The sequence below is a fragment of the Streptomyces sp. NBC_01622 genome (assembly GCF_045209635.1).
Taxonomy (GTDB): domain Bacteria; phylum Actinomycetota; class Actinomycetes; order Streptomycetales; family Streptomycetaceae; genus Streptomyces.
In genome coordinates this window covers 3,470,556-3,491,508 of the sequence record NZ_CP109293.1, presented here as the reverse complement: position 1 = coordinate 3,491,508, position 20,953 = coordinate 3,470,556, and the positions used below count along the sequence as shown (strand labels likewise).

Here is a 20,953-nt window from a genome sequence, read left to right as displayed (position 1 = left end):
GGGCCACAACAGCAACAGCGGGTGGATCAGCGGCCGTTGGCCGCACCGCGGCGGCGCATGCCGTAGTAGACGGCTCCGCCGCCCGCGACGACGAACGCGCCCGCGATACCGGCGATCATGCCGGTGTTGGAGTTGGCACCGGTCTCGGCGAGGTTCGAGCTGCCGGCCGCGGGAGACGGCGCGTTGTCCGTCGTCGTAGCGGGGGCGGTGCTGCTGCTCTCCGAGGCCGACGGGGTCGGGGTGTCGGACTCGGCCGGGGTCGAGGGGGTCTCCGACGGGGTCGGAGACGCCTCGGTCGGAGTCGGGGTGGGCGACTCCTCGGTCTGGCAGGCCTTGGACGGCGTGGTCAGGTTCGGCGAGATGTCCTCGTCGACCTTGTTGCTGGCCTTGACGTGGACGCGGTACGTCGCGTTCGGCTGCCAGTCCTCGGAGAAGGTGACGGTTTCGCCCTTGGCCGAGCCCTTGACGGTCTGCGCCTCGCCGACCTGCTTGGCGTCGGAGCCGTTGTTCTCCAGGAACACCGTGATGGTCGCCTGGGTGGCCGAGGCGTCCTTGTCGGTGACGGTGATGACACCGTTGGTGCCGTCACACGTGGCTTCGGCGGAGAACTCGCCGATGCTGCAGGCGAGCGCGTTGCCAGCGAATCCGAGCGCGAGCGCGGCCGAGGCGGACGCGACACCGAGGATGCGTACGGAACGTCGAGATATGGACACGTTTGCCCTTCACGGGATGTGCAACTGCGGGGGGTTTAGGGGGAGATGACGCAGCGTTCGAGGTGAGGCACCACCGCCCCCAGGAGTCTCACTGGTCTATAAGTGCTGCGTAAGCAGTGTCAATGCATATGCGGTGTGCGGCAGTTGGCTTTACCTGCACTTTAATGAGCGAGACGTTTCAGCGCCTCCGGAGCCTCCTCGATCCGGTCAACGAGGGCGATACGGCTCTCCATCGACCGTTCCCGGGCAAGTGCACGCAGCAGCGGCCAGGTCGGCAGCCGCTCCGTCCAGTGCTCCCGGTCCACCAGAACCATCGGCGTGGGCTCGCCGCGCGACTCGTAGTAGTTCGGCGTCGCGTTGTCGAAGATCTCCTGTACCGTCCCGGCCGCGCCCGGCAGGAACACCACCCCCGCGTTCGAGCGGGCCAACAGACCGTCCTCGCGGGTGGCGTTGGCGAAGTACTTGGCGATGTGCGAGGCGAAGGCGTTCGGCGGCTCGTGGCCGTAGAACCAGGTCGGGATGCCGATCGAGTGGTTGCCCTTGGGCCAGCGGGTGCGGACCTCGAAGGCGCGCTGCGCCCAGTCGGTGATGGAAGGGCTGAACGAGGGTGATCCGGCGAGGAGTTCGCACGCCTCCTCCAGCATCGCGTCCTCGTACGGCGCCGCGTAGGCGCCCAGGTTCGCCGCCTCCATCGCGCCGGGGCCGCCGCCGGTCGCCACGGTGAACCCGGAGCGGCTCAGCGCCCGGCCCAGGCGCGCGGCACCGCCGTAGGCCGCCGTCCCGCGCGCCATCGCGTGGCCGCCCATCACGCCCACCACCCGCGCCCCGCGCAGGAGTTCGTCGAGGGCGTCGGAGATCGAGTCGTCGTGCACGGCGCGCAGCATCGACGCGTATATGTCGCCGTCCGCCTTGGTCCGCTGGAACCAGGCGTACGCGAGCGCGTCCGGAGTCCGCTCGTACCCGTTGTCGAGCGAGGCGAACAGCTCGGCGGGCGTGTAGAGATGGCCGCGGTAGGGGGCGAAGGGGAGGTGCGGGACCGGCGGGAAGACCAGGGCGCCGTCGGCGCGGAGCTTCGCCTCGGCCTCGGCGCGCATCGGACAGCCGAGGAAGACGGCGCCCGAGGTGTCGGTGGTGAGCAACTCCTTCGTACGGTCCGTCAGATCGACGGCCTGGACGCGGTATCCGGCGAGGGTGCCGCGGGCCGAGACGGTCGCGTCGAAGTCCTCGACCGTCTCGATCTCACGTTCGTCGTGGGGGGCCACATGGGCCGGGCTCGTCTGCACGAGCCCATGCTAGGCAGTGACTTGGTCAGCCCTGGACCGCCGCCGGGTCCATCCACACGACCTCCCAGGAGTGGCCGTCGGGGTCGTCGAAGGAGCGGCCGTACATGAATCCCTGGTCGATGGCGTCAGTGCTGCCGGTGGCGCCGGCGGCGAACGCCTTGTCGACGAGTTCGTCGACCTTCTCGCGGCTTTCGGCGCTCAGACACAGCAGCACCTCGCTGGTCCTCGTCGAGTCGGCGATCTCCTTCTTGGTGAAGTCGCTGTACCGCTGCTTGCTGAGGAGCATCGCGATGATCGTGTCGCTGATCACGACACAGGCGCATTCGTCGGTGCTGAACTGGGGGTTGATCGAGTAGCCGAGCTCCGTGAAGAACTTCCTCGACGCGTCGACGTCGTTCACGGCCAGGTTCACGAAGATCATCTGCTGGTACATGCGAGGTTTCTCCCATCGGGCGTGCGTGCTGTTCGGTGGGTAGACCGGCCGTCTGTGCGAAACTCATCGGCCGGCCAGCGGCAGAGCCGCCAGCTCGGCCACGAACAGGGTCAGCGGGAGGAACAGGGCCAGCAGCGCGCCCGCGCGCAGGGCCGCCGCACTGCGCAGCTTCGTCGCGGGGGCACCGAGGCGGAGCAGCGCGGCCGTGGTGTCGGCGCGGGCGTGCTTGGCCTCCAGCGCGGCGGTGAGCAGGGTCGCCACCGTGCAGCCGGTGACCAGGAGCAGACCGAGGGTGGTCAAGGGGCCGAGGGCCGGGGCGTCCGTGTCATAGAGCGCCGTCATCGCGAAGCCGCCGGACGCCACCGCGCACACCACGCCCAGCGGGCGCCCGATCCGGGTCGCCTCCTCCATCAGCACCCGCCCGGCCAGCAGCCGCAGCGCGCCGGGGCCGACGGACTGGAGCAGCCGTCCGCACAGGTGCGTGAGCCCGGGACCGGCCAGCGCCAGCCCGATCGCGGTCAGTACCCAGCCGGCCAGGACACTCGCGGGCCCGTCGGCGAGCCCGCCGGGCAGCGACAGCCCGCCGCCGTCCTTCGCCCGGCTCGCGTACGCCTCCACCGCGAGCCCGGCCGCCAGCACCGCGATACCCCAGGGGAGCCCGCGAGGAGCCTCTCGGGGGGCCGCGGGGCGCGAGGGGTCGGGGTGGTCGCCGGGTGCGGTGTCGCTCGTGGCCTCCAACTGCTCGGCCTGCGCGGGCTGTTCGGCCGGCTCGGCCTCCGGCCCGCCGCCGCGCGCACCCGCACGCAGGTGCGCGCCGAAACGGCCGTACGCCCCGAAGGTCTCGCGCGAACCCGGGCGGCCCTGCACGCCGAAGCGGCCGTACGACCTCGCCGGGCCCTTCTCGGAGGCGGGGCGGAGGTCTCGGGGGCGTAGGACGAGTGCCACGGAGACGGATGCGATCACCGGTACGAGGGCGAGGAGGGTCAGCGCTGCCGGAAGCGGGAGGGGCTGGTCCGAGGCCAGGAACTCCGCCGCCGCTCCGTCGAAGGGCATGCCGGTGAGGTCGCCGCGGAGGTGGAGGAAGAAGAGGAGGGCCAGCATGGAGCCGAGGGTGCAGGCGAGGGCGGTCGTGGTCGCCGAGATCGCCATCAGGCGGCCGGGGCCGAGGCCGATCGCGGAGAGGCCGGGACGGGGTTTCGTCGCCGGGTCGGTGCGGGCGACGGCCACCGCGAAGTAGACGGTGGCGGCCAGCGGGGTCGCGCACCAGCCGAGGCGGAGGGCCGCGGCGGCGGGGGAGTCGGGGTGGCCCATCGCGTAGCCGAGGGTGCAGAGGAGGAGGAAGCCCGTGCCCGCCGAGGCCACCGCGACCAGCAGGCGGCGGAGTTGGACGGCGGGGTGCGAGCTGCGGGTCAGACGGAGAGCGAGCACGCGGCCCGGCCTTCCGTCTCGGTGACCGGGGGGAGGTGGACGGTGTTCACGCGGCGTCCGTCGAGGAGCGACACCGTGCGGTCGGCGAGGGCCGCCGTCTCCGCCTCGTGGGTCGCGAGGACGACCGTGATGCCGTGCGAGCGGGCGGCTGTGGTGAGCGTGCGCAGGACGTGGGCGCGGTCCGCGCGGTGCAGCGGGGCCGTCGGCTCGTCGGCGAACAGGACCGTCGGCGCCGAAACCAGCGCGCGGGCGACGGAGACGCGCTGGCGATCCGCCTGGCGCAGCTCGTGCGGGCGCTTGCGGGCGTGCTCGCCGATGTCGAGGCGGTCCAGCCACTCCAGGGCGGCGGTCTTGGCGCGCCGGCGGCTGGTGCCGCGCAGCATCAGGGGGAGGGCCGCGTTCTCCCAGACGTTCAGCTCCGGGACGAGCCCGGGGGCCGGGTCGATCCAGGCGAAGCGGTCGCGGCGCAGCCGTTCGCGGGTCATCGGGCCCATGGTGTGCACGGGCAAGCTGTTGAACCAGACCTCGCCGCGGTTCGGACGCTCCAGACCGGAGAGGCAGCGCAGCAGGGTCGTCTTGCCGCTGCCGCGCGGGCCGCTGACGGCGAGGATCTCGCCCTCCCTGACACCGAGCGAGACCCCGCCGAGCGCGGGCGTTCCGTCGTGGTGCTGGAAGTGCAGGGCACGTGCCCAGAGCACGTCGTTGTCCGGCGGGGCCACCATGCGCGTACACCTCGTTCAGATCCGTTTTCCCGTATCGCATCCCCCCGTCCGGGGGAACGAAGAGGGGGCCGATCGGTCACTGGCACGCTAGGGAGCGGTCGGCGGGAGCCCGGACAGCACACGGCCCCGGGCTGCCGTTTCTCACTCGAACGGCGGCGCCGGGGCCGGTGTTGATCATCCAGAAGGAAGATCTCTCTGAACGATCAGAGCTTCGTCCAGGCCTCCGCGAGGACCTGGCGGACGATGCCCTCGATCTCGTCGAAGGTCGACTGGTCGGAGATCAGCGGCGGCGACAGCTGGATGACCGGGTCACCGCGGTCGTCGGCGCGGCAGTAGAGGCCGTACTCGAAGAGCTTCTTGGAGACGAAGCCGTAGAGCACGCGCTCCGACTCCTCGTCCGTGAAGGTCTCCTTGGTGGCCTTGTCCTTGACCAGCTCGATGCCGTAGAAGAAGCCGTTGCCGCGGACGTCGCCGACGATCGGGAGGTCGTGCAGCTTCTGCAGGGTCTGCAGGAAGTTGGCCTCGTTGTCGAGGACGTGCTGGTTGAGGCCCTCGCGCTCGAAGATGTCGAGGTTGGCGAGGCCGACCGCGGCGGAGACCGGGTGGCCGCCGAAGGTGTAGCCGTGCAGGAAGGTGTTGTCGCCCTTGTAGAACGGCTCGGCCAGGCGGTCGGAGATGATGCAGGCGCCGATCGGGGAGTAGCCCGAGGTCATGCCCTTGGCGCAGGTGATCATGTCCGGCACGTAGTCGAACTTGTCGCAGGCGAACATCGTGCCCAGGCGGCCGAAGGCGCAGATGACCTCGTCGGAGACCAGGAGTACGTCGTACTGGTCGCAGATCTCGCGGACCCGCCGGAAGTAGCCGGGCGGCGGCGGGAAGCAGCCGCCCGCGTTCTGCACGGGCTCCAGGAAGACCGCGGCGACCGTCTCCGGGCCCTCGAAGAGGATCTGCTGCTCGATCTGGTCGGCGGCCCAGCGGCCGAAGGCCTCCGGGTCGTCGCCGAACAGCGCGGCACGGTAGATGTTGGTGTTCGGGACCTTGTGCGCGCCGGGTACGAGGGGCTCGAAGGGAGCCTTCAGCGCCGGCAGGCCGGTGATGGACAGGGCGCCCTGCGGGGTGCCGTGGTAGGCGACCGCGCGGGAGATGACCTTGTACTTGGTGGGCTTGCCCTGGAGCTTGAAGTACTGCTTGGCGAGCTTCCAGGCGGTCTCCACCGCCTCGCCGCCGCCGGTGGTGAAGAAGACCTTGTTCAGGTCGCCGGGCGCGTAGTGGGCGAGACGTTCCGCCAGCTCCACGGCCTTCGGGTGGGCGTATGACCAGATGGGGAAGAACGCCAGCTCCTGCGCCTGCTTGGCGGCGGTCTCGGCCAGCTCGGCGCGGCCGTGACCGGCCTGGACCACGAACAGACCCGCGAGACCGTCGAGGTAGCGCTTGCCCTTGTCGTCGTAGATGTAGGTGCCCTCGCCACGGACGATCGTGGGAACGGGCGCGTTCTCGTACGAGGACATGCGGGTGAAGTGCATCCACAGGTGGTCGTACGCGGTGCGGCTGAGGTCCTTGCTCACGGTTATCGGGTTCCCCACATGTAGGTCTGCTTCTTGAGCTTCAGATAGACGAAGCTCTCGGTGGAGCGCACGCCGGGCAGTGCCCGGATGCGTTTGTTGATGACGTCCAGCAGGTGGTCGTCGTCCTCGCAGACGATCTCGGCGAGGAGGTCGTACGAGCCCGCGGTCATCACCACGTACTCCACTTCCGGCATGGCCGTCAGCGCGTCCGCCACGTTCTCGGCATCGCCCTCGACGTTGACACCGACCATCGCCTGTCTGCGGAAGCCCACGGTGAGCGGGTCCGTGACGGCGACGATCTGCATGACGCCCTGGTCGAGCAGCTTCTGGACGCGCTGGCGCACGGCCGCCTCGGAGAGGCCCACGGCCTTGCCGATCGCGGCGTACGGCCGGCGGCCGTCCTCCTGGAGCTGCTCGATGATGGCGAGGGAGACGGAATCCAGATGCGGAGTCCCGTTCCTGGACTCGCGGGAGTCCCTGTGTTCTGCGCTACGACTGGCCACGGCTTCACTGTGCACGACGTCTCGACCGTTCCGCAAGGCCGCTTCGATGAAATTCGTTGTTTACGTGGTCAAGACTTGCGGATTTCGTAGTCCTGATGCGATCGGGGGTGTTGAAAACGTGGGCCGGGCGATTAGGGTGGGTGTCTCAGTGATTGGACACCTGAACTTGGAGGGCCGGCAGTGAGCACCGAGCTGCGTCGTCTGCGCAATTACATCGACGGTGAGTTCCGGGACGCCGCCGACGGACGGACCACCGAGGTGGTCAATCCCGCGACGGGGGAGGCGTACGCGACCGCGCCGCTGTCCGGGGCGGCGGACGTGGACGCCGCGATGGCGGCCGCCGCGGCGGCCTTCCCGGCCTGGCGGGACGAGACTCCGGCGGCGCGCCAGCGGGCCCTGCTGAAGATCGCGGACGCGTTCGAGGAGCGGGCCGAGGAACTGATCGCGGCCGAGGTGGAGAACACCGGCAAGCCGATCGGGCTGACCCGGTCCGAGGAAATCCCGCCGATGGTCGACCAGATCCGCTTCTTCGCGGGCGCGGCCCGGATGCTCGAAGGCCGCTCGGCCGGCGAGTACATGGAGGGCATGACCTCCATCGTCCGCCGCGAGCCGATCGGCGTCTGCGCGCAGGTCGCCCCCTGGAACTACCCGATGATGATGGCAGTTTGGAAGTTCGCGCCCGCGCTGGCCGCCGGTAACACGGTCGTGCTGAAGCCCTCGGACACCACCCCCGCCTCCACCGTCCTGATCGCCGAGATCATCGGCTCGATCGTGCCCAAGGGCGTCTTCAACGTCGTGTGCGGCGACCGGGACACCGGCCGCGCGATGGTCGAGCACCACACGCCGGCGATGGCCTCCATCACCGGTTCGGTGCGCGCGGGCATGTCGGTCGCCGAGTCGGCGTCCAAGGACCTCAAGCGGGTGCACCTGGAGTTGGGCGGCAAGGCCCCCGTCGTGGTCTTCGAGGACACCGACATCGTCAAGGCCGTCGAGGACATCTCGGTCGCGGGCTTCTTCAACGCCGGGCAGGACTGTACGGCGGCCACGCGCGTCCTCGTCCAGGAGGGCATCCACGACGAGTTCGTGGCCGCGCTCGCGAAGGCGGCGGCCGAGACGAAGACCGGGCAGCCGGACGACGAGGACGTGCTCTACGGCCCCCTGAACAACCCCAACCAGCTCAAGCAGGTCTCGGGCTTCATCGAGCGGCTTCCCGCGCACGCGAAGGTGGAGTCCGGCGGCCACCAGGTCGGCGAGAGGGGCTACTTCTACGCCCCGACCGTCGTCTCCGGCCTCAAGCAGGACGACGAGATCATCCAGAACGAGGTCTTCGGACCGGTCATCACCGTCCAGTCCTTCACCGACGAGGCCCAGGCCGTCGAGTGGGCCAACGGCGTCGACTACGCCCTCGCCTCCTCGGTCTGGACGAAGGACCACGCCCGCGCCATGCGCCTGTCCAAGGCGCTCGACTTCGGCTGCGTGTGGATCAACACCCACATCCCGCTGGTCGCGGAGATGCCGCACGGCGGCTTCAAGAAGTCCGGCTACGGCAAGGACCTTTCGGCGTACGGCTTCGAGGACTACACGCGCGTCAAGCACGTGATGACATCGCTGGGCGAGTAGCGGACACCGGCACAAGTGCGCGGCCCCGGACGGGAGTTGATCCGTCCGGGGCCGCGCTGCTCCCCCCTCCGGATGGTCAGGCGTGCTCGAAGGCGCGGGTGAGGGAGGGCAGTTCGGAGGTGACCTTCCCGGGCTTGCCCGGCTTGCCGGGGGTCGGCAGCGGCGGCAGGTCGGCCGGGTCCGGGAAGGCGATACCGGCCTTCTCCAGTACGGGTCCGCAGGTGGCGACGGCCTTCTTGTAGCCGGCCGTCGTCGGGTCGAAGTCCCCCTTGGCGACCTTCACTTGAAGGCTGACGTGCCCCGCCGAGTCCCTGGCCGCGTGGAAGCCGGGGAAGACGGTCTGCCCCTGCCCGCGCATGCAGCGGGCGAAGCGTCCGTTCGCGGTGTTGAGATCGCCCGGCGCGTTCGAGGTCGGGTGGTAGGCGACCGCGAAGGCCACGGGCCGGGGAGACGTGAAGTGTTTGCCGCCCGTGCCCGTCGCGGTGGTCACGCCGGAGCCGGATCCGGAGGCAACGGTCGTACGGGGCACGGTGGTTGTCGTGCCGGACGCCTGCGCCGCCGTCGTGCCGAGCGCGGCGGCCGACAGTACGGCGATCCCGAGAGCGATCCGCTGCGACCTGGTCGCCAGAGCGCGCATGGTTTCCTCCTGCTGATGTGCGGTTTGCGGGTGTCGCTGGACGTGACCCACACAACCGCCCCGGCGGTTACACCACGGGAACGGCCGCCCTTATTTCCGTGTAACCGCCCGCCCGCCACACTGACGGCCATGCGTGTGCTGGTGGTCGAGGACCACGAAGAACTCGCCGAGACCGTGGCGGCGGGCCTGCGCCGCGAGGGCATGGCGGTCGACCTCGCCTTCGACGGTCCTACGGCCCTGGAGCGCGCGGAGATCAACGGCTACGACGTCGTCGTACTCGACCGCGATCTGCCCGGGGTCCACGGCGACCAGGTGTGCCGGACGCTCGCGGCGGGGAGCAGCCGGGCGCGGGTGCTGATGCTCACCGCGTCCGGGACCGTCGCCGACCGGGTCACGGGGCTCGGACTCGGCGCCGACGACTATCTGCCCAAGCCGTTCGCGTTCACCGAACTCGTGGCCCGCATACGGGCGTTGGCCCGCCGCGCGCAGCCCGCGCTGCCGCCGGTCCTGGTGCGCGGCGAACTCCGGCTTGACCCGGCCCGCCGGGAAGCCACCCGGGCCGGCTGTCAACTGCCGCTCAGCCCCAAGGAGTTCGCCGTACTGGAACTCCTGCTCGGCGCGCAGGGGACGGTCGTGTCCACCGAGGAACTCCTGGAGCGGGCATGGGACGAAGCCGCCGATCCCTTCAGCCAGACCGTGAAGGTGACCGTCAGCAGACTGCGCCGGAAGCTGGGGGAGCCGCCGTTGGTGGAGACGGTGGACCGGGCGGGGTACCGCATCCGATGAGGGGCGGACGGCGCGACGGGTGGGTGGCTGGGTGTCGCGTGTGAGGGGAGAGTGGGTGTCGGGTTCGGCGGTTGGTCGGCTGTCGCGCCGGACGCGGGAGCGGGTGTCGGGGCCGGCGGGTGGCTGGATGCCGCGTGCGACGGGGGAGCGGCTGCCGGGAGGTCCGGCGGGCGGCCGGTTGTCGCGTTCGGCGGGAGCCTGGGCGGTCGTACGGCGGATGCGGCTGCGCGGCCCGCGTACCGTTCGGTGGCGGCTCACCCTCCTCTACAGCTCGCTGTTCGTGGTGGCCGGGGCGCTGCTGCTGGCGTTCACCTATCTCCTTTACGCGCACAACGGCGCCGGGCAGGCGGCCAGTACCGTCGAGGGACCGAAGTTGACGACCGGTGGGCCCGGTCCCGACGCGGTGCCCAGCGTCACCGCCGTGGTCGCCGCCGTGCGTGCGGACCAGCGGCACCAGCTGCTCGTCGAGGCCTGTGTCGCGCTCGCGGTAATGGCGCTGGCCTCGCTTGCGCTGGGCTGGCTGATGGCCGGCCGGGTGCTGTCGCCGCTGCGCACGATGACGGCCTCGGCACGCCGGATCTCCGCCGACAACCTGCACGAACGGCTCGCGGTACCCGGTCCCGACGACGAGCTGAAGGCGGTGGCGGACACCTTCGACGCCGTACTGGCGCGGCTGGAGGGCGCGTTCGAGGCGCAGAAGCAGTTCGTCGCCAACGCCTCGCACGAACTGCGCACCCCGCTCACGCTCCAGCAGGCGATCGTCGACGTCACCCTCGCCGACCCGGACGCCTCCGTACCGGCCCTGCGCGCCGCGCTGGCCCGGGTGCGGGCGGCCGGACAGGAGCAGGAGCGGCTGATCGACGCGCTGTTGACCCTCGCGCGCAGCCAACGCGGCCTTGAGACACGGGAGTTCGTGGACCTCGCGACGGTCGTGGAGGAGCGGCTGCGAGGCGTGGAGCCGTCCGTACGGGCCCGGCTCGAATCCGCGCCCGTCCTCGGTGATCCGCAGCTGGTCGAGCGGCTGGTCGTCAACCTGACCGACAATGCCGTGCGGCACAACCTCCCGGCGGGGGAGGGGAGTTGGGTCAGCGTGTGGACCGGGCTCGACGCGCGCGGGCGGCCCGGGCTGCGGATCGAGAACAGCGGGCCGGTGATCCCGGCCGACCAGGCCGCCGGACTGTTCCAGCCCTTCCGGCGGCTGGGCGCGGAGCGGGTGGGCAAACGGGACGGTCTGGGCCTCGGCATGTCCATCGTGGCGGCGGTCGTCGCCGCGCACGGCGGACGGGTGCGGGCGCGGACCCGGCCGCAGGGCGGCCTTGTGGTGGAGGTCAGCCTGCCGCCGTACGCCCCGGCGGAGCACCGGGACCCGGCCTCCGCGGCGGCCGGGATCCCGCACTCCGCGCCTGTCGTGTGAACTGGCGGTTACTTCACAGACAACCGATCGACAAGGTGTCGGGTCCGCGGGTAGCCGCTGGACGCGGCGTCCATTGATCGGACCGGGGTCGGCGCGTCATGCTGCGCGGGTGCCCAAGACTCCGAAGCCGTACTCGCCCTCCCGCCGCTCCCTGCTGCGCGCGGTCGGCTCTGCCGCCGCGCTCGGCGCCCTCGCCGGGTGCGGTGTGCCCGCCGCCTATGTGCAGGCGGGGGACCGCGCCGGTGCCGATCTGTCCGCCACGGACAAGCGGCTGACCTGGGCGAACTGGCCGCTGTACATCGACACCGATGACAACGACGCGACCAAGCGGCCCACCCTCGACGCCTTCGAGAAGCGCACCGGGATCTCCGTCGACTACATCGAGGAGATCAACGACAACGACGAGTTCTTCGGCAAGATCAGCCCGGCCCTCATGAACCACCAGCAGACCGGCCGCGACCTGATCGTCATGAGCGACTGGATGTGCGCCCGGTTCGTCCGCCTCGGCTGGGTCCAGCGGATGGACCGGGCCGCGCAGCCCAACGTGGCGAAGTACCTCGACCCGCAGCTCAGCTCGCCGACCTTCGACCCGGGCCGCCGGTACACCGTGCCGTGGCAGTCGGGCATCACCGGCATCGCGTACAACCACCGCAAGCTCGGCCGCGAGATCCGGCACGTCTCCGACCTGTGGGCGAGCGACCTCAAGGGCCGGGTCACGCTGCTCTCCGGCCTCGACGAGGCGTTCGCGCTGCTGATGCAGGGCAACGGCGTCGACATCACCAAGTGGACCGCGGCGGACTTCCACAAGGTGTGCGACCAGGTGCAGACGCAGATCAACCGGAAGCAGATCCGCCGCTTCACCGGCAACGACTACACCAAGGACCTGGTCAGCGGTGACGTCCTGGCCTGTCAGGCGTACTCCGGCGACGTGATCCAGCTCCAGGCCGACAACCCGGACATCCGCTTCGTCGTCCCCGAGGAGGGCGCCGAGCTCTGGGCGGACTCCCTGATGATCCCCGACCTGGCCCGCCACAAGACCAACGCCGCAAAACTGATCGACTACTACTACGACCCCGAGGTCGCCGCCGAACTCGCCGCCTGGGTCAACTACGTCTGCCCCGTCCCCGCCGCCCAGGACGTCCTCGCGTCCGCCAAGGACAAGGACACCGCGGCCCTCGCCGAAAACCCCCTGATCTTCCCGGACACCACGATGCGCAAGCACCTCGCCATCGCGCGGGACATCACGTCGACGGAACGGGTGGAGTTCGCGAAGGAGTGGAACAAGATCGTGGGGTTGTAAGGGGCGCGTCCTGCTTGTTGTGACGAGGATTTCTGGCCGGCACAAGAGAGGGATGGTTGGCACCAAGACCGCTGCCGCTCGGGAAGGCGCCGAACACGGCAATGAAGGGGACGATCAGCGCGGTGGTTCGGCGCGGAACCGAACTGCACCCACCACAGGGGATTGCGCTCCGGAACGGTCGCGGACGAACTTCGTGGGCGCTCGTACCGGCAGCGAACTGAGCGGCCTTTCCGAGGAGTTGGAACTGATGGAAAAGGCTGCCTGCGCCCACTGCGGCCAGGACCGGGTGCGCTGCTACGAGCACAAGGACACGGGCAGGAGGTTCTGAGGGATGACGCCGGCGGCATTCCTCACCTCACCAACGACTCCGTGAACGCGCGTGCCCTGCGGGTGATTTCCGGCCAGTCGCCGGACGCCACGGCGGCGGGCGGTACGACCTCCGAGCCGGCGCAGACCGCGCGTGCCCCGGCCGTGAGGAAGCCGGCCGCGTTCTCGGCGTTGACGCCGCCCGACGCCACCAGCGGTACGTCGGGGAACGGGCCCGCCAGGTCGCGGAAGTGGCGGGGGCCGAAGGCGCGTGCCGGGAAGATCTTCACCGCGTCCGCGCCGAGGTCCAGAGCCTGTCCGACCTCCGTGGGGGTCAGGGCGCCCATGACGACCGGCACCCCGGCCGCAGTTGCCGCCTGCGCGACGCCCGGGCGGCAGCCGGGGGTGACCAGGTATTCGGCCCCCGCGTCGATCAGTTCCTCGGCCTGCTTGGCGGTCATCACCGTGCCCGCGCCGACACCGCGCAGGCCTTCGGCGATTGCGCGGCGGAGATGCGTGGGGAGGGAGGGGGTGGTGCGGGTGAACTCGATCCAGCGGATGCCGCCTGCGTGGAGGGCCGCGCAGAGGGCTGCGGCGTCGGGGATTTCCGGTGCTCGGACTACGGCGATCACGCGGTCCTTGGTCAGTTGGGTGAGGAAGTCCGTGGACATGGGTTCGGGGGTCCTTTGGTCGTTGGTCGGGTGCGGCCTAGTGGGGGCTGGTCGCGCAGTTCCCCGCGCCCCTAAAGGAGTTGGTGCTCGGGTTGGTTGACCCATGCCGCTTCGTCCAGGCCGAGCTGACGGTCGGTCTCCGTGCGCGTAGGCATCACGGGTACGTCGTCCCGCGTCCGTAGCGCCGCCGACGCCGCCAGGTGGCCGAGGCGCAGCCGGGACCGTTCGTCGCGGTGTTCCAGTACCGCGGCCAGGTAGCCGGCGGCGAAGGCGTCGCCCGCGCCGACCGGCTCGACCACCTCCGTGGGCAGCGCGGGGACGAACGTACGGGAGCCGTCGGTGTACGAAGTCGCCCCGTGCTCGGCGTCCTTGACGACGATCAGTGGTGCGGGGCCGAGGAGTTCGGCCACGTCGTCGGGGCGGGCGGTGCCCCACAGCGCTTCGGCCTCGTCGCGTCCGACGAACACGAGGTCGGCGGCGCGGGCGAGGGTCAGCAGGCTCTTCGCCGCGTCGGGGGAGCCGTAACGCCACAGCGCGGGACGGTGGTTGACGTCGAAGGAGACGAGCGGGCCGCTTCCGCGCCGGCCGAGGGCGCGGTCGACGAGGATCGCCTCCAGAAGCGCGGCGCAGTCGTCGGAGAGTGCCGCGGCGACGCCCGACAGATGCACGACGCGGGCCCGGCGCAGCGCGGGCAGCCGGGTCAGCGCCGGTCCCATCGCGGACGCGGCCGATCCGCTGCGGTAGTAGTGGGTACGGGTGCCGGTCGGGGCCGGGTCCTTGAAGTAGACGCCGGTTGGGCGGGCCGGGTCGGTCTCGACCCCGCTCACGTCCACGCCGCGCGCGGTGAGTTCGGCCCGGACGCGGCGCGCGAAGGGATCGTCGCCCAGGCGGCCGATCCAGGCGGCGCGGTGGCCGAGGCCGGCCAGACCGCAGGCGACATTGGACTCGGCTCCGCCGACGGTCATGGTGACCGAGGGCTGCTCGGCGAGCGGGCGGCCGTCCGGCGGGGCGAGCACGACCATCGTCTCGCCGACGCACACGACGTCGGCCGTACCGGGCGGGGGCGGCAGGGGCACGGGAATCTCCTGTGTTCTTCGGAGGGACGACCTTCAGACCTTCAGACCTTCAGGCGGAGGGGACGGCCAGCCGCAGCATCACCTTGCTGCTCCCGCTGCCCGGATCCGCCGCGACGGCCAGCGCCTCCTCGGCCCGTTCCAGCGGGAAGCGGTGACTGATCACCGGCGTCACGTCCAGCCCGTCCCGCAGCGCGCGCAGCGCGTCGTCGATCTCCTCGACGAAGCGGTAGGAGCCGATCCAGGTGATCTCGCGGGTCACCAGGTCGCCGAGGGCTGCGGAGACCGCCGTACCGGGCAGGTTGCCGACCTGGACGAGGGTGCCGCCGCGCGCGGTGGACCGCAGTACCGGGCCGAGGGCGGAGGGGGCGCCGGACGCCTCGAAGACCACCTCCACGCCCTCGGGCAGGGACTCGCCGCGTGAGATGTCCCGTGTCTCGTCGGCGCCCATCGCGCGGGCCACGGCGAGGGAGGCGGCGGACAGGTCGGCGGCGACGACGGTGCCGGCCCCGGCGTGCCGTGCGGCGGCGACCACCAACGCACCGATCGGACCTGCCCCGTTGACCAGAACCGTCCGGCCGCGCAGCGCCGGGACGCGGCCCACCGCGTGCAGGGCGACGGCCAACGGCTCGGCCAGGGCGCCCTGTTGGGTGTCGACGCCGTCCGGCAGGGGGCGGATCTGGGCGGCGGGGACCGTACGGTATTCGCTGAAAGCGCCGTCGGTGTGCGGGTCGAAGGCCGCCGAGCCGAAGTAGCGGATGTGCGGGTAGAGGTTGGTGCGGCCGGCGATCCGGTCCGGGAGGATGCCGTCGCCCACCAACTGCGCCGGGTGGACGGTGACTTGCTGTCCCTCGGCCAGGCCGGTGACCCCGTCGCCGAGTGCCGCGATCCGGCCCGCGACCTCGTGGCCGAGGACCAGCGGGTGGGCGAGCGAGGCGGTGCCGGACGCGCCGTTCTTCCAGTACGCGATGTCGGATCCGCAGATGCCGCCCCACTCCAGGGCCAGAAGTACCTCACCGGCGGCAGGAGTCGGCCGCGTCCGTTCGTCGATACGGACGTCGCCGGGCCCGTGCACCACGACCGCCCGCATCCGGCCGGTGTCAGTACGGCAGTTGCTCATACGGCGTCCTCCAGCCGGACCAGGTCGCGTCCGCGGGTCTCGGGCGCGAGGTACGCGCTGACGAAGGTGATGAGGGAGTAGACGACGAGCATCACCGCGATGGGCCACCAGCTGCCGGTGACGGCGGTGAGGGAGGCCGCGAGCACCGGGCCGATCGCGGTGGTGAGGATGCCGCCGATCTCCTTGGCGAGGGCGAGCTGGGTGAACCGGGTGCGGGAGCCGAAGAGTTCGGCCATCGTCACGCTCTCCAGGGAGAAGAGGCCGAGGACACCGACGTTGAGACCGAGCACCATGCCGAGCAGCACCGCCGCCGGGGAGCCGGACGCGATGAGGAACATCACCGGGAAGGCGAGGACGACGGTCAGGAGGGAGAGCGCCATGTAGACGGGGCGGCGTCCGTAGCGGTCGCCGATCAGGCCCACGGCCGGCACGGTGGCGAAGCCGAGGAGGGAGCCGTAGACGATCGCGTCGGTGGGGACGGAGCGGCCGACCGCGAGGTTGGTGGCGATGTAGCCGACCAGGAAGGTCTGGATCAGCCCGGAGTTGCCCGCCTGGCCGAGGCGCAGGCCGAGGGCGAGGAAGAACGCCCGGCCCTTGCGCTGCCGGATGCCGGCCGCGAGGACGCCGCCCTCGGTCTCGGGGGCCTCGGCGACGGTGGACTCGATCTCGCTGCGGGCCATCCCCACCCCGTCGACGACGTCGGGACGCTTCTCGAAGACCGGGCTCTCCCGGAGGCCGCGCCGCAGCCAGACCGCGAAGAGCATCAGCGCGAAGCTCAGCAGGAACGGCAACCGCCAGCCCCAGGACAGGAGTTGGTCTTCGCTGAGTACACCGATCAGGACGGCCCACAGCCCGGAGGCGGCCAGCGTCCCGGAGTTGGTGCCGAGCGACACCAGCGAGGCGATCAGGCCGCGCCTGCGCACGGGGGCGTACTCGGCGAGCAGCACGGTCGCCCCGGCGATCTCGGCACCGGCGCCGAACCCCTGCACCAGCCGCAGCAGGACGAGCAGGCTCGGCGCGAGGATGCCGATCGTGGCGTAGGTGGGCAGGGCGCCGATGAGGGTGGTGGACGCGCCCATCAGCAGGATGGTGATGACGAGGACCTTCTTGCGGCCGATCCGGTCGCCCATCCGGCCGAAGTAGACGGCACCGGCGAGCCGGGCGACATAGCCGACGCCGTAGGTCGCCATCGCGGCGATGAGGCCGATGGCGGGGCTGACGTCCGGGAAGAAGATCTTGTTGAAGACGATCGCGGCGGCCAGCGAGTACAGCTGGAAGTCCATGAACTCCATGGCCGTACCGAGCCAGCCGGAGACGGCTGCCTTGGTGAGATCGCGGGTCGTGCGTCGGGCGGGGTGAGCGGTCTCCGGGATGGTGGGGCTGTCCTGCATCATGAACTCCGTTGTTCGTGTGCCGAGTTGAGCGCGGGGACGGGGACGGGGGGACGGGGTCAGATCTCGACGCGGTCGGCCCGGAGCGCGGGCAGCCGGTCGGCGACGGCGGTGGTGAGCGTGGTGTCGTCGGCCAGGTCCGGCGCGTCGACGGCGCGCAGCAGCGCGCGGACCGTCTCCACGGGACGGCGGCTCCCGTCCCAGCAGGCGGCGAGGGCGTCGGCCGCCGGGTCGGTGCCGGCGGCGGGCGGGCGGGTGCTGAACACCCAGGCGGCGAGGGCGAGTTCGAGCACGGGAGCGGCGGTGCCGGCCGCCCGAAGGGTGCGCAGGGCGGGCAGCCAGCGCTCCGTGATCTTCAGCGACCCGTCGGAGCCGATCTGCCGCAGCGCGTGCCGCATCGCGGGATTGCGGAACCGTACGACGAGATCGTCGCCGTACGCACCCGGATCGGGGCCGCCCGCCGGGAGGGTGGGGGCGACCTCCGCACACAGCGCGCGGACCAGCCGCTCGCCCCAGTCGGCCGCCATGGTGTCGGCGATCGTGGTGTGACCCGCGGCCAGGCCCAGGTACGCGAGCGCCGAGTGGGAGCCGTTCAGCAGCCGCAGCTTGGTGAGCTGATACGGCGTCACATCCCTGACGAACAGGGCGCCGTCGAGCTCCCAGGGCGGCCGGGGTGCCGCGAAGGAGTCCTCCAGGATCCACTGCCGGTACGGCTCGGCCGTCACCGCGAGCTCGTCGCGCACCCCGAGCGCGGTCCCGGCGGCGGCCAGGTCGGCCGCACTCGTCGCGGGCACGATCCGGTCGACCACCGTCGAGGGGAAGGCGACGCTCTCGGCGATCCGGTCCAGGATCCGGTCACGGTCGGGCAGGCCGGACGCGCCGACGAACTCCCGCACCATGCGGCTCAACACGGCGCCGTTTCCCGCCATGTTGTCGCAGGACACGACAGTGATCGGCGCGGCACCCGCCCGCATCCGGGCCGCGAGCCCGGCGGCCAGCCGTCCGATCACGGTGGTGAGCGGCCCGGCCGGGTCCGCCGCCAGGTCGGCGGCGACGGCGGCCGTGTCCAACGCGCCTGTGGACGCGAGCCGTTGGTAGCCCTTCTCGGTCACGGTGAGCGTCACCACCGTCACCTCAGGATCGGCCAACAGGGCGTCCACGGCCTTCGCTTCGGGCCCCATGACCAGCGCGTCGAGCACGGAGCCGACGACCCGGGTGCGAGGTCCCTCCGGACGGCGCTCGGTGAGCGAGTACAGGCAGTCCTGGTCCCGCAGGGCGCGTACGGTCTCCGCCGACCGGGGCGCCACGGCGGTGATGCCCCAGGGGTCACCGGAGAGCGCGGCGGCGTTCTCGGTGTAGACGGCCTGGTGGGCGCGGTGGAAGGCGCCGAGGCCGAAGTGGACCACGCGGGTGCGGAGTCGGTCGGGGTCGACGGCCGGCCGCGCCTGCGGGGCGAGGGGCGTCGTACGACTCAGGCGCGCGCTCACCAGTCGTGCACCGACCCGTCGAGGCGGCGCGCGACCGGGAGATAGCGCTGCTGGTAGGGGAAGCGCTCGGCCGCCTTCTCGTCGTACTCGACGCCGAGCCCCGGCTCCTCCGAGGGGTGGAGCATGCCGTCGGCGAACGTGACGCCGGTGCGGAACACCTCGGCGGCCTCGTCGGGGTGGCCCATGTGCTCCTGGATCCCGAAGTTCGGCACGGCGATGTCGAGGTGCACGGCCGCCGCCATGCTGACGGGGGAGAGGTCGGTCGCGCCGTGCGAACCGGTCCGCACCTGGTAGAGCGCGGCGAGGTCGAAGATCCGCCGCAGATGCGTGATGCCGCCGGCATGCACGACGGTGGTGCGGACGTAGTCGATGAGCTGCTCGGTGATCAGGTGCTGGACGTCCCAGATCGAGTTCATCACCTCGCCGACCGCGATCGGGGTCGTGGTGTGCTGCCGGATCAGCCGGAACGCCTCCTGGTTCTCGGCCGGTGTCGGGTCCTCCATCCAGAACAGCCGGCACCCTTCGACGCTCTTGCCGAACCGGGCCGCCTCGATCGGCGTGAGCCGGTGGTGCACGTCGTGCAGCAGGTGGAAGCCGAACCCGAACCGCTCCCGGACGGCCGCCAGATAGGTCGGCGCGAACCCCAAGTAGGCCTCGGTGTCCCAGGGTTGCTCGTCCGGCAGCTCGGTCGCGGCCGGTTCGTAGACCTTGCCCTTGCGGACGCCGTAGGTGCCGCCGACGTCGGGCACGGCGGCCTGCGCGCGGACCGCCTTGTAGCCCAGCCCCAGATAGCGTTCGACGTCGTCGAGGAGCGAGGGCACGTCGGTGCCGCTGGCGTGCGAGTAGACCAGGACGCCGTCCCGGGACCGGCCGCCGAGCAGCTGGTAGACGGGCAGTCCGGCGGTCTTCCCCTTGATGTCCCACAGCGCGGTGTCGACGGCGGCGATCGCCGTCATGGTGACCGGCCCGCGCCGCCAGTACGCGCCCCGGTAGAGGTACTGCCACATGTCCTCGACGCGGGCCGGATCCTTGCCGATCAGCAGGGGTGCCACGTGATCGCGCAGATAACTCGCAACGGCCAGTTCACGGCCGTTGAGCGTGGCGTCGCCCAGGCCCGTCACACCGTCGTCCGTGGTGACGCGCAGCGTGACGAACGTGCGCCCGGGGGAGGCGACGAACACGTCGACGCGCTCGATCTTGCTCACGGGTGGCCCTCCTTCAAGGGTGCGCAATTGGTCGGCCAGTACTTGTATACAAGCATGTGTCGCGAAGTGGCAATGGTCGCGTCACGGATACGATGGCCGCATGGCTCACTCGAATCGGGACCGCACCAGTCGGCGCGCGATCTATCTGAAACTGCGTCAGATGGTCCTGACCCTCGAACTCGCCCCGGGCGCCGCCCTGTCGGAGAACGAACTCGCGGCGTCCCTCGGCGTGAGCCGGACGCCGGTGCGGGAGAGCCTGATCCTGCTGTCGCAGGAGGGCCTGGTACAGGTCTTCCCGAAGATCGGGTCCTTCGTCTCCCGGGTGGACCCGGCGCAGGTCGCCGACGCGCAGTTCCTGCGGGAGGCCGTGGAACTCGCCTCGCTCGACGACCTGCCCGCCGAGCTCGACCCCGAGGTCGACGGGGAACTGCGCGACAACCTCGCCCGCCAGCAGCGCGCGGACCTCGGCCTGGAGGAGTTCTTCGCCCTGGACGAGGCCTTCCACCACGGCCTGATGCGGCTGAGCGGCCACGGCAACGTGTGGACCAACGTCGCCGCCGCCAAGGGGCACCTGGACCGCGCCCGACGCCTCGGCCTGCACGAGAACGTCTCCCCGGCCGTCTTCGCGCTCCAGCACCGCGAGATCTACGACGCGGTCGTCGCCGGCAACGTCCCACTCGCCCGCGCCGCCATGCGCACCCACCTCCGGGCCGTCTTCAGCGACATCGAGCGCATCCACGCCCATTCACCGGAACTGTTCGCCAGCGGGCCGTCGACGGTGCCGGTGCGGCGCAACGTGGTGGTGTGGGAGTAGCGGCCCCGCTACTCCGCGCCCCCGCCCTCCAGTGCCGACGGATTCAGTGACGCCAGCAGCTTGAGCAGCAGCGCGTGCGTCTGTTCCTGCTCCGCCGGCGTCAGGGCCTGGAGCGCCTCCGCGTGGGCCGCGTCCACCGTCTCGGCGGCCTGGGCCGCGAGCCGCACACCGGCCTCGGTGGCGTGCAGGCGTTGGGTGCGCCGGTCGCCGGGCGTGGTCCGGCGCTCCAGCATCCCCCGCTCGACCAGCCCGTTGACCGCGGTCCCCATGGACTGCGGGGTGATCGCCGCCCGCCGTGCCGCGGTCGCGCTGGAGACCCCCGGGTCGAGCACGGCCTGCATCAGGGCCCGGTGCTGGGCGAGGGTCAGCCGGAGCGGGCGCAGGGCGCGCTCCATCCGGGCCGCCATGATCTGACCGATCTGCCAGGTGACGTAGCCGGTGCGGCGGTCGGGATGGTTCACAGGGTGGACCTCTTTTGTAAG

At 71.2% G+C, this 20,953-nt stretch carries 21 protein-coding genes; 6 read left to right on the top strand and 15 right to left on the bottom strand.

Going from position 1 to position 20,953, the window contains the following annotated elements:
- Window positions 1-26: 26 nt before the first annotated feature.
- The 7 genes from OH768_RS15450 to OH768_RS15420 all read right to left on the bottom strand — a co-directional run bounded on the left by OH768_RS15450 (window position 27) and on the right by OH768_RS15420 (window position 6,662).
- Window positions 27-713: an LAETG motif-containing sortase-dependent surface protein gene (locus tag OH768_RS15450; RefSeq protein ID WP_406454007.1), complete on the bottom strand. Its 687-nt coding sequence runs from the start codon at window positions 711-713 to the stop codon at window positions 27-29.
- Window positions 714-874: 161 nt separating this feature from the next.
- Window positions 875-1,996 (bottom strand): LOG family protein, encoded by a 1,122-nt coding sequence (locus tag OH768_RS15445; protein ID WP_406454005.1) that lies wholly within the window; start codon window positions 1,994-1,996, stop codon window positions 875-877.
- A gap of 25 nt (window positions 1,997-2,021) precedes the next feature.
- Window positions 2,022-2,429, bottom strand: a complete 408-nt coding sequence (locus tag OH768_RS15440) for a VOC family protein (RefSeq protein WP_362973342.1) — start codon at window positions 2,427-2,429, stop codon at window positions 2,022-2,024.
- 63 nt (window positions 2,430-2,492) lie between these two features.
- Window positions 2,493-3,857, bottom strand: a complete 1,365-nt coding sequence (locus tag OH768_RS15435) for a hypothetical protein (RefSeq protein WP_406454003.1) — start codon at window positions 3,855-3,857, stop codon at window positions 2,493-2,495.
- Window positions 3,839-4,579, bottom strand: coding sequence for an ABC transporter ATP-binding protein (locus tag OH768_RS15430; protein WP_406454001.1), 741 nt, complete (start codon window positions 4,577-4,579; stop codon window positions 3,839-3,841). Before OH768_RS15430 ends, OH768_RS15435 begins: the two co-directional genes overlap by 19 nt.
- Window positions 4,580-4,782: 203 nt before the next feature.
- Entirely contained in the window at window positions 4,783-6,162 is a 1,380-nt protein-coding gene (locus OH768_RS15425; protein ID WP_406453999.1) for an aspartate aminotransferase family protein, read from the bottom strand.
- On the bottom strand, window positions 6,147-6,662 hold the full coding sequence (locus tag OH768_RS15420; RefSeq protein WP_317886988.1) for an Lrp/AsnC family transcriptional regulator: 516 nt from the start codon (window positions 6,660-6,662) through the stop codon (window positions 6,147-6,149). Before OH768_RS15420 ends, OH768_RS15425 begins: the two co-directional genes overlap by 16 nt.
- Window positions 6,663-6,827: 165 nt before the next feature.
- Here OH768_RS15420 and OH768_RS15415 point away from each other — a divergent pair, with 165 nt between their 5' ends.
- Window positions 6,828-8,267 carry a gamma-aminobutyraldehyde dehydrogenase gene (locus OH768_RS15415; protein ID WP_406453997.1) on the top strand — a complete coding sequence of 480 codons (1,440 nt, stop codon included), beginning with the start codon at window positions 6,828-6,830 and terminating at the stop codon, window positions 8,265-8,267.
- Window positions 8,268-8,343: 76 nt separating this feature from the next.
- Here the strand turns inward: OH768_RS15415 and OH768_RS15410 are convergent, their stop codons facing one another.
- Window positions 8,344-8,904 (bottom strand): hypothetical protein, encoded by a 561-nt coding sequence (locus OH768_RS15410; protein ID WP_406453995.1) that lies wholly within the window; start codon window positions 8,902-8,904, stop codon window positions 8,344-8,346.
- A 129-nt stretch (window positions 8,905-9,033) separates the two neighbouring features.
- Here OH768_RS15410 and OH768_RS15405 point away from each other — a divergent pair, with 129 nt between their 5' ends.
- The 4 genes from OH768_RS15405 to OH768_RS15390 all read left to right on the top strand — a co-directional run bounded on the left by OH768_RS15405 (window position 9,034) and on the right by OH768_RS15390 (window position 12,732).
- The gene (locus tag OH768_RS15405; RefSeq protein WP_406453993.1) at window positions 9,034-9,690 is read left to right on the top strand and encodes a response regulator transcription factor; all 657 of its coding nucleotides are present in this window, start codon (window positions 9,034-9,036) and stop codon (window positions 9,688-9,690) included.
- Between the two features lie 127 nt (window positions 9,691-9,817).
- Entirely contained in the window at window positions 9,818-11,104 is a 1,287-nt protein-coding gene (locus tag OH768_RS15400; RefSeq protein ID WP_406453991.1) for a sensor histidine kinase, read from the top strand.
- 109 nt (window positions 11,105-11,213) lie between these two features.
- Complete coding sequence (locus OH768_RS15395) at window positions 11,214-12,404, top strand: spermidine/putrescine ABC transporter substrate-binding protein (RefSeq protein ID WP_406453989.1); 1,191 nt, start codon at window positions 11,214-11,216, stop codon at window positions 12,402-12,404.
- A 193-nt stretch (window positions 12,405-12,597) separates the two neighbouring features.
- On the top strand, window positions 12,598-12,732 hold the full coding sequence (locus OH768_RS15390; protein ID WP_406453987.1) for a hypothetical protein: 135 nt from the start codon (window positions 12,598-12,600) through the stop codon (window positions 12,730-12,732).
- 22 nt (window positions 12,733-12,754) lie between these two features.
- Here OH768_RS15390 and OH768_RS15385 read toward each other — a convergent pair whose 3' ends face one another.
- The 6 genes from OH768_RS15385 to manD form a co-directional block, all read right to left on the bottom strand.
- Window positions 12,755-13,381: a bifunctional 4-hydroxy-2-oxoglutarate aldolase/2-dehydro-3-deoxy-phosphogluconate aldolase gene (locus tag OH768_RS15385; RefSeq protein WP_406453985.1), complete on the bottom strand. Its 627-nt coding sequence runs from the start codon at window positions 13,379-13,381 to the stop codon at window positions 12,755-12,757.
- A 71-nt stretch (window positions 13,382-13,452) separates the two neighbouring features.
- Complete coding sequence (locus tag OH768_RS15380) at window positions 13,453-14,457, bottom strand: sugar kinase (RefSeq protein WP_406453983.1); 1,005 nt, start codon at window positions 14,455-14,457, stop codon at window positions 13,453-13,455.
- A 49-nt stretch (window positions 14,458-14,506) separates the two neighbouring features.
- Window positions 14,507-15,574: an L-idonate 5-dehydrogenase gene (locus OH768_RS15375; protein ID WP_406453981.1), complete on the bottom strand. Its 1,068-nt coding sequence runs from the start codon at window positions 15,572-15,574 to the stop codon at window positions 14,507-14,509.
- Complete coding sequence (locus OH768_RS15370; RefSeq protein WP_406453979.1) at window positions 15,571-16,968, bottom strand: MFS transporter; 1,398 nt, start codon at window positions 16,966-16,968, stop codon at window positions 15,571-15,573. The genes OH768_RS15375 and OH768_RS15370 overlap by 4 nt, the downstream gene beginning before the upstream one ends.
- Before the next feature lie 56 nt (window positions 16,969-17,024).
- Window positions 17,025-18,452 (bottom strand): mannitol dehydrogenase family protein, encoded by a 1,428-nt coding sequence (locus OH768_RS15365; RefSeq protein ID WP_406453977.1) that lies wholly within the window; start codon window positions 18,450-18,452, stop codon window positions 17,025-17,027.
- Window positions 18,449-19,657: a D-mannonate dehydratase ManD gene (gene manD / locus OH768_RS15360; RefSeq protein WP_406453975.1), complete on the bottom strand. Its 1,209-nt coding sequence runs from the start codon at window positions 19,655-19,657 to the stop codon at window positions 18,449-18,451. The genes OH768_RS15365 and manD overlap by 4 nt, the downstream gene beginning before the upstream one ends.
- 100 nt (window positions 19,658-19,757) lie before the next feature.
- On the opposite strand from manD, the gene OH768_RS15355 reads away from it, so the two are divergent.
- Entirely contained in the window at window positions 19,758-20,471 is a 714-nt protein-coding gene (locus OH768_RS15355; protein WP_406453973.1) for a GntR family transcriptional regulator, read from the top strand.
- 8 nt (window positions 20,472-20,479) lie between these two features.
- Here OH768_RS15355 and OH768_RS15350 read toward each other — a convergent pair whose 3' ends face one another.
- The gene (locus tag OH768_RS15350) at window positions 20,480-20,932 is read right to left on the bottom strand and encodes a MarR family winged helix-turn-helix transcriptional regulator (RefSeq protein ID WP_406453971.1); all 453 of its coding nucleotides are present in this window, start codon (window positions 20,930-20,932) and stop codon (window positions 20,480-20,482) included.
- Window positions 20,933-20,953: the final 21 nt, after the last annotated feature.

Coding starts and splice junctions, on each gene's coding strand:
- OH768_RS15430 (WP_406454001.1), bottom strand. CDS start 4,579: ATGGTGGCCCCGCCGGACAACGACGTGCTCTGGGCACGTGCCCTGCAC.
- OH768_RS15385 (WP_406453985.1), bottom strand. CDS start 13,381: ATGTCCACGGACTTCCTCACCCAACTGACCAAGGACCGCGTGATCGCC.
- OH768_RS15375 (WP_406453981.1), bottom strand. CDS start 15,574: ATGAGCAACTGCCGTACTGACACCGGCCGGATGCGGGCGGTCGTGGTG.
- OH768_RS15355 (WP_406453973.1), top strand. CDS start 19,758: ATGGCTCACTCGAATCGGGACCGCACCAGTCGGCGCGCGATCTATCTG.
- OH768_RS15370 (WP_406453979.1), bottom strand. CDS start 16,968: ATGATGCAGGACAGCCCCACCATCCCGGAGACCGCTCACCCCGCCCGA.
- OH768_RS15405 (WP_406453993.1), top strand. CDS start 9,034: ATGCGTGTGCTGGTGGTCGAGGACCACGAAGAACTCGCCGAGACCGTG.
- OH768_RS15440 (WP_362973342.1), bottom strand. CDS start 2,429: ATGTACCAGCAGATGATCTTCGTGAACCTGGCCGTGAACGACGTCGAC.
- OH768_RS15410 (WP_406453995.1), bottom strand. CDS start 8,904: ATGCGCGCTCTGGCGACCAGGTCGCAGCGGATCGCTCTCGGGATCGCC.
- OH768_RS15400 (WP_406453991.1), top strand. CDS start 9,818: ATGCCGCGTGCGACGGGGGAGCGGCTGCCGGGAGGTCCGGCGGGCGGC.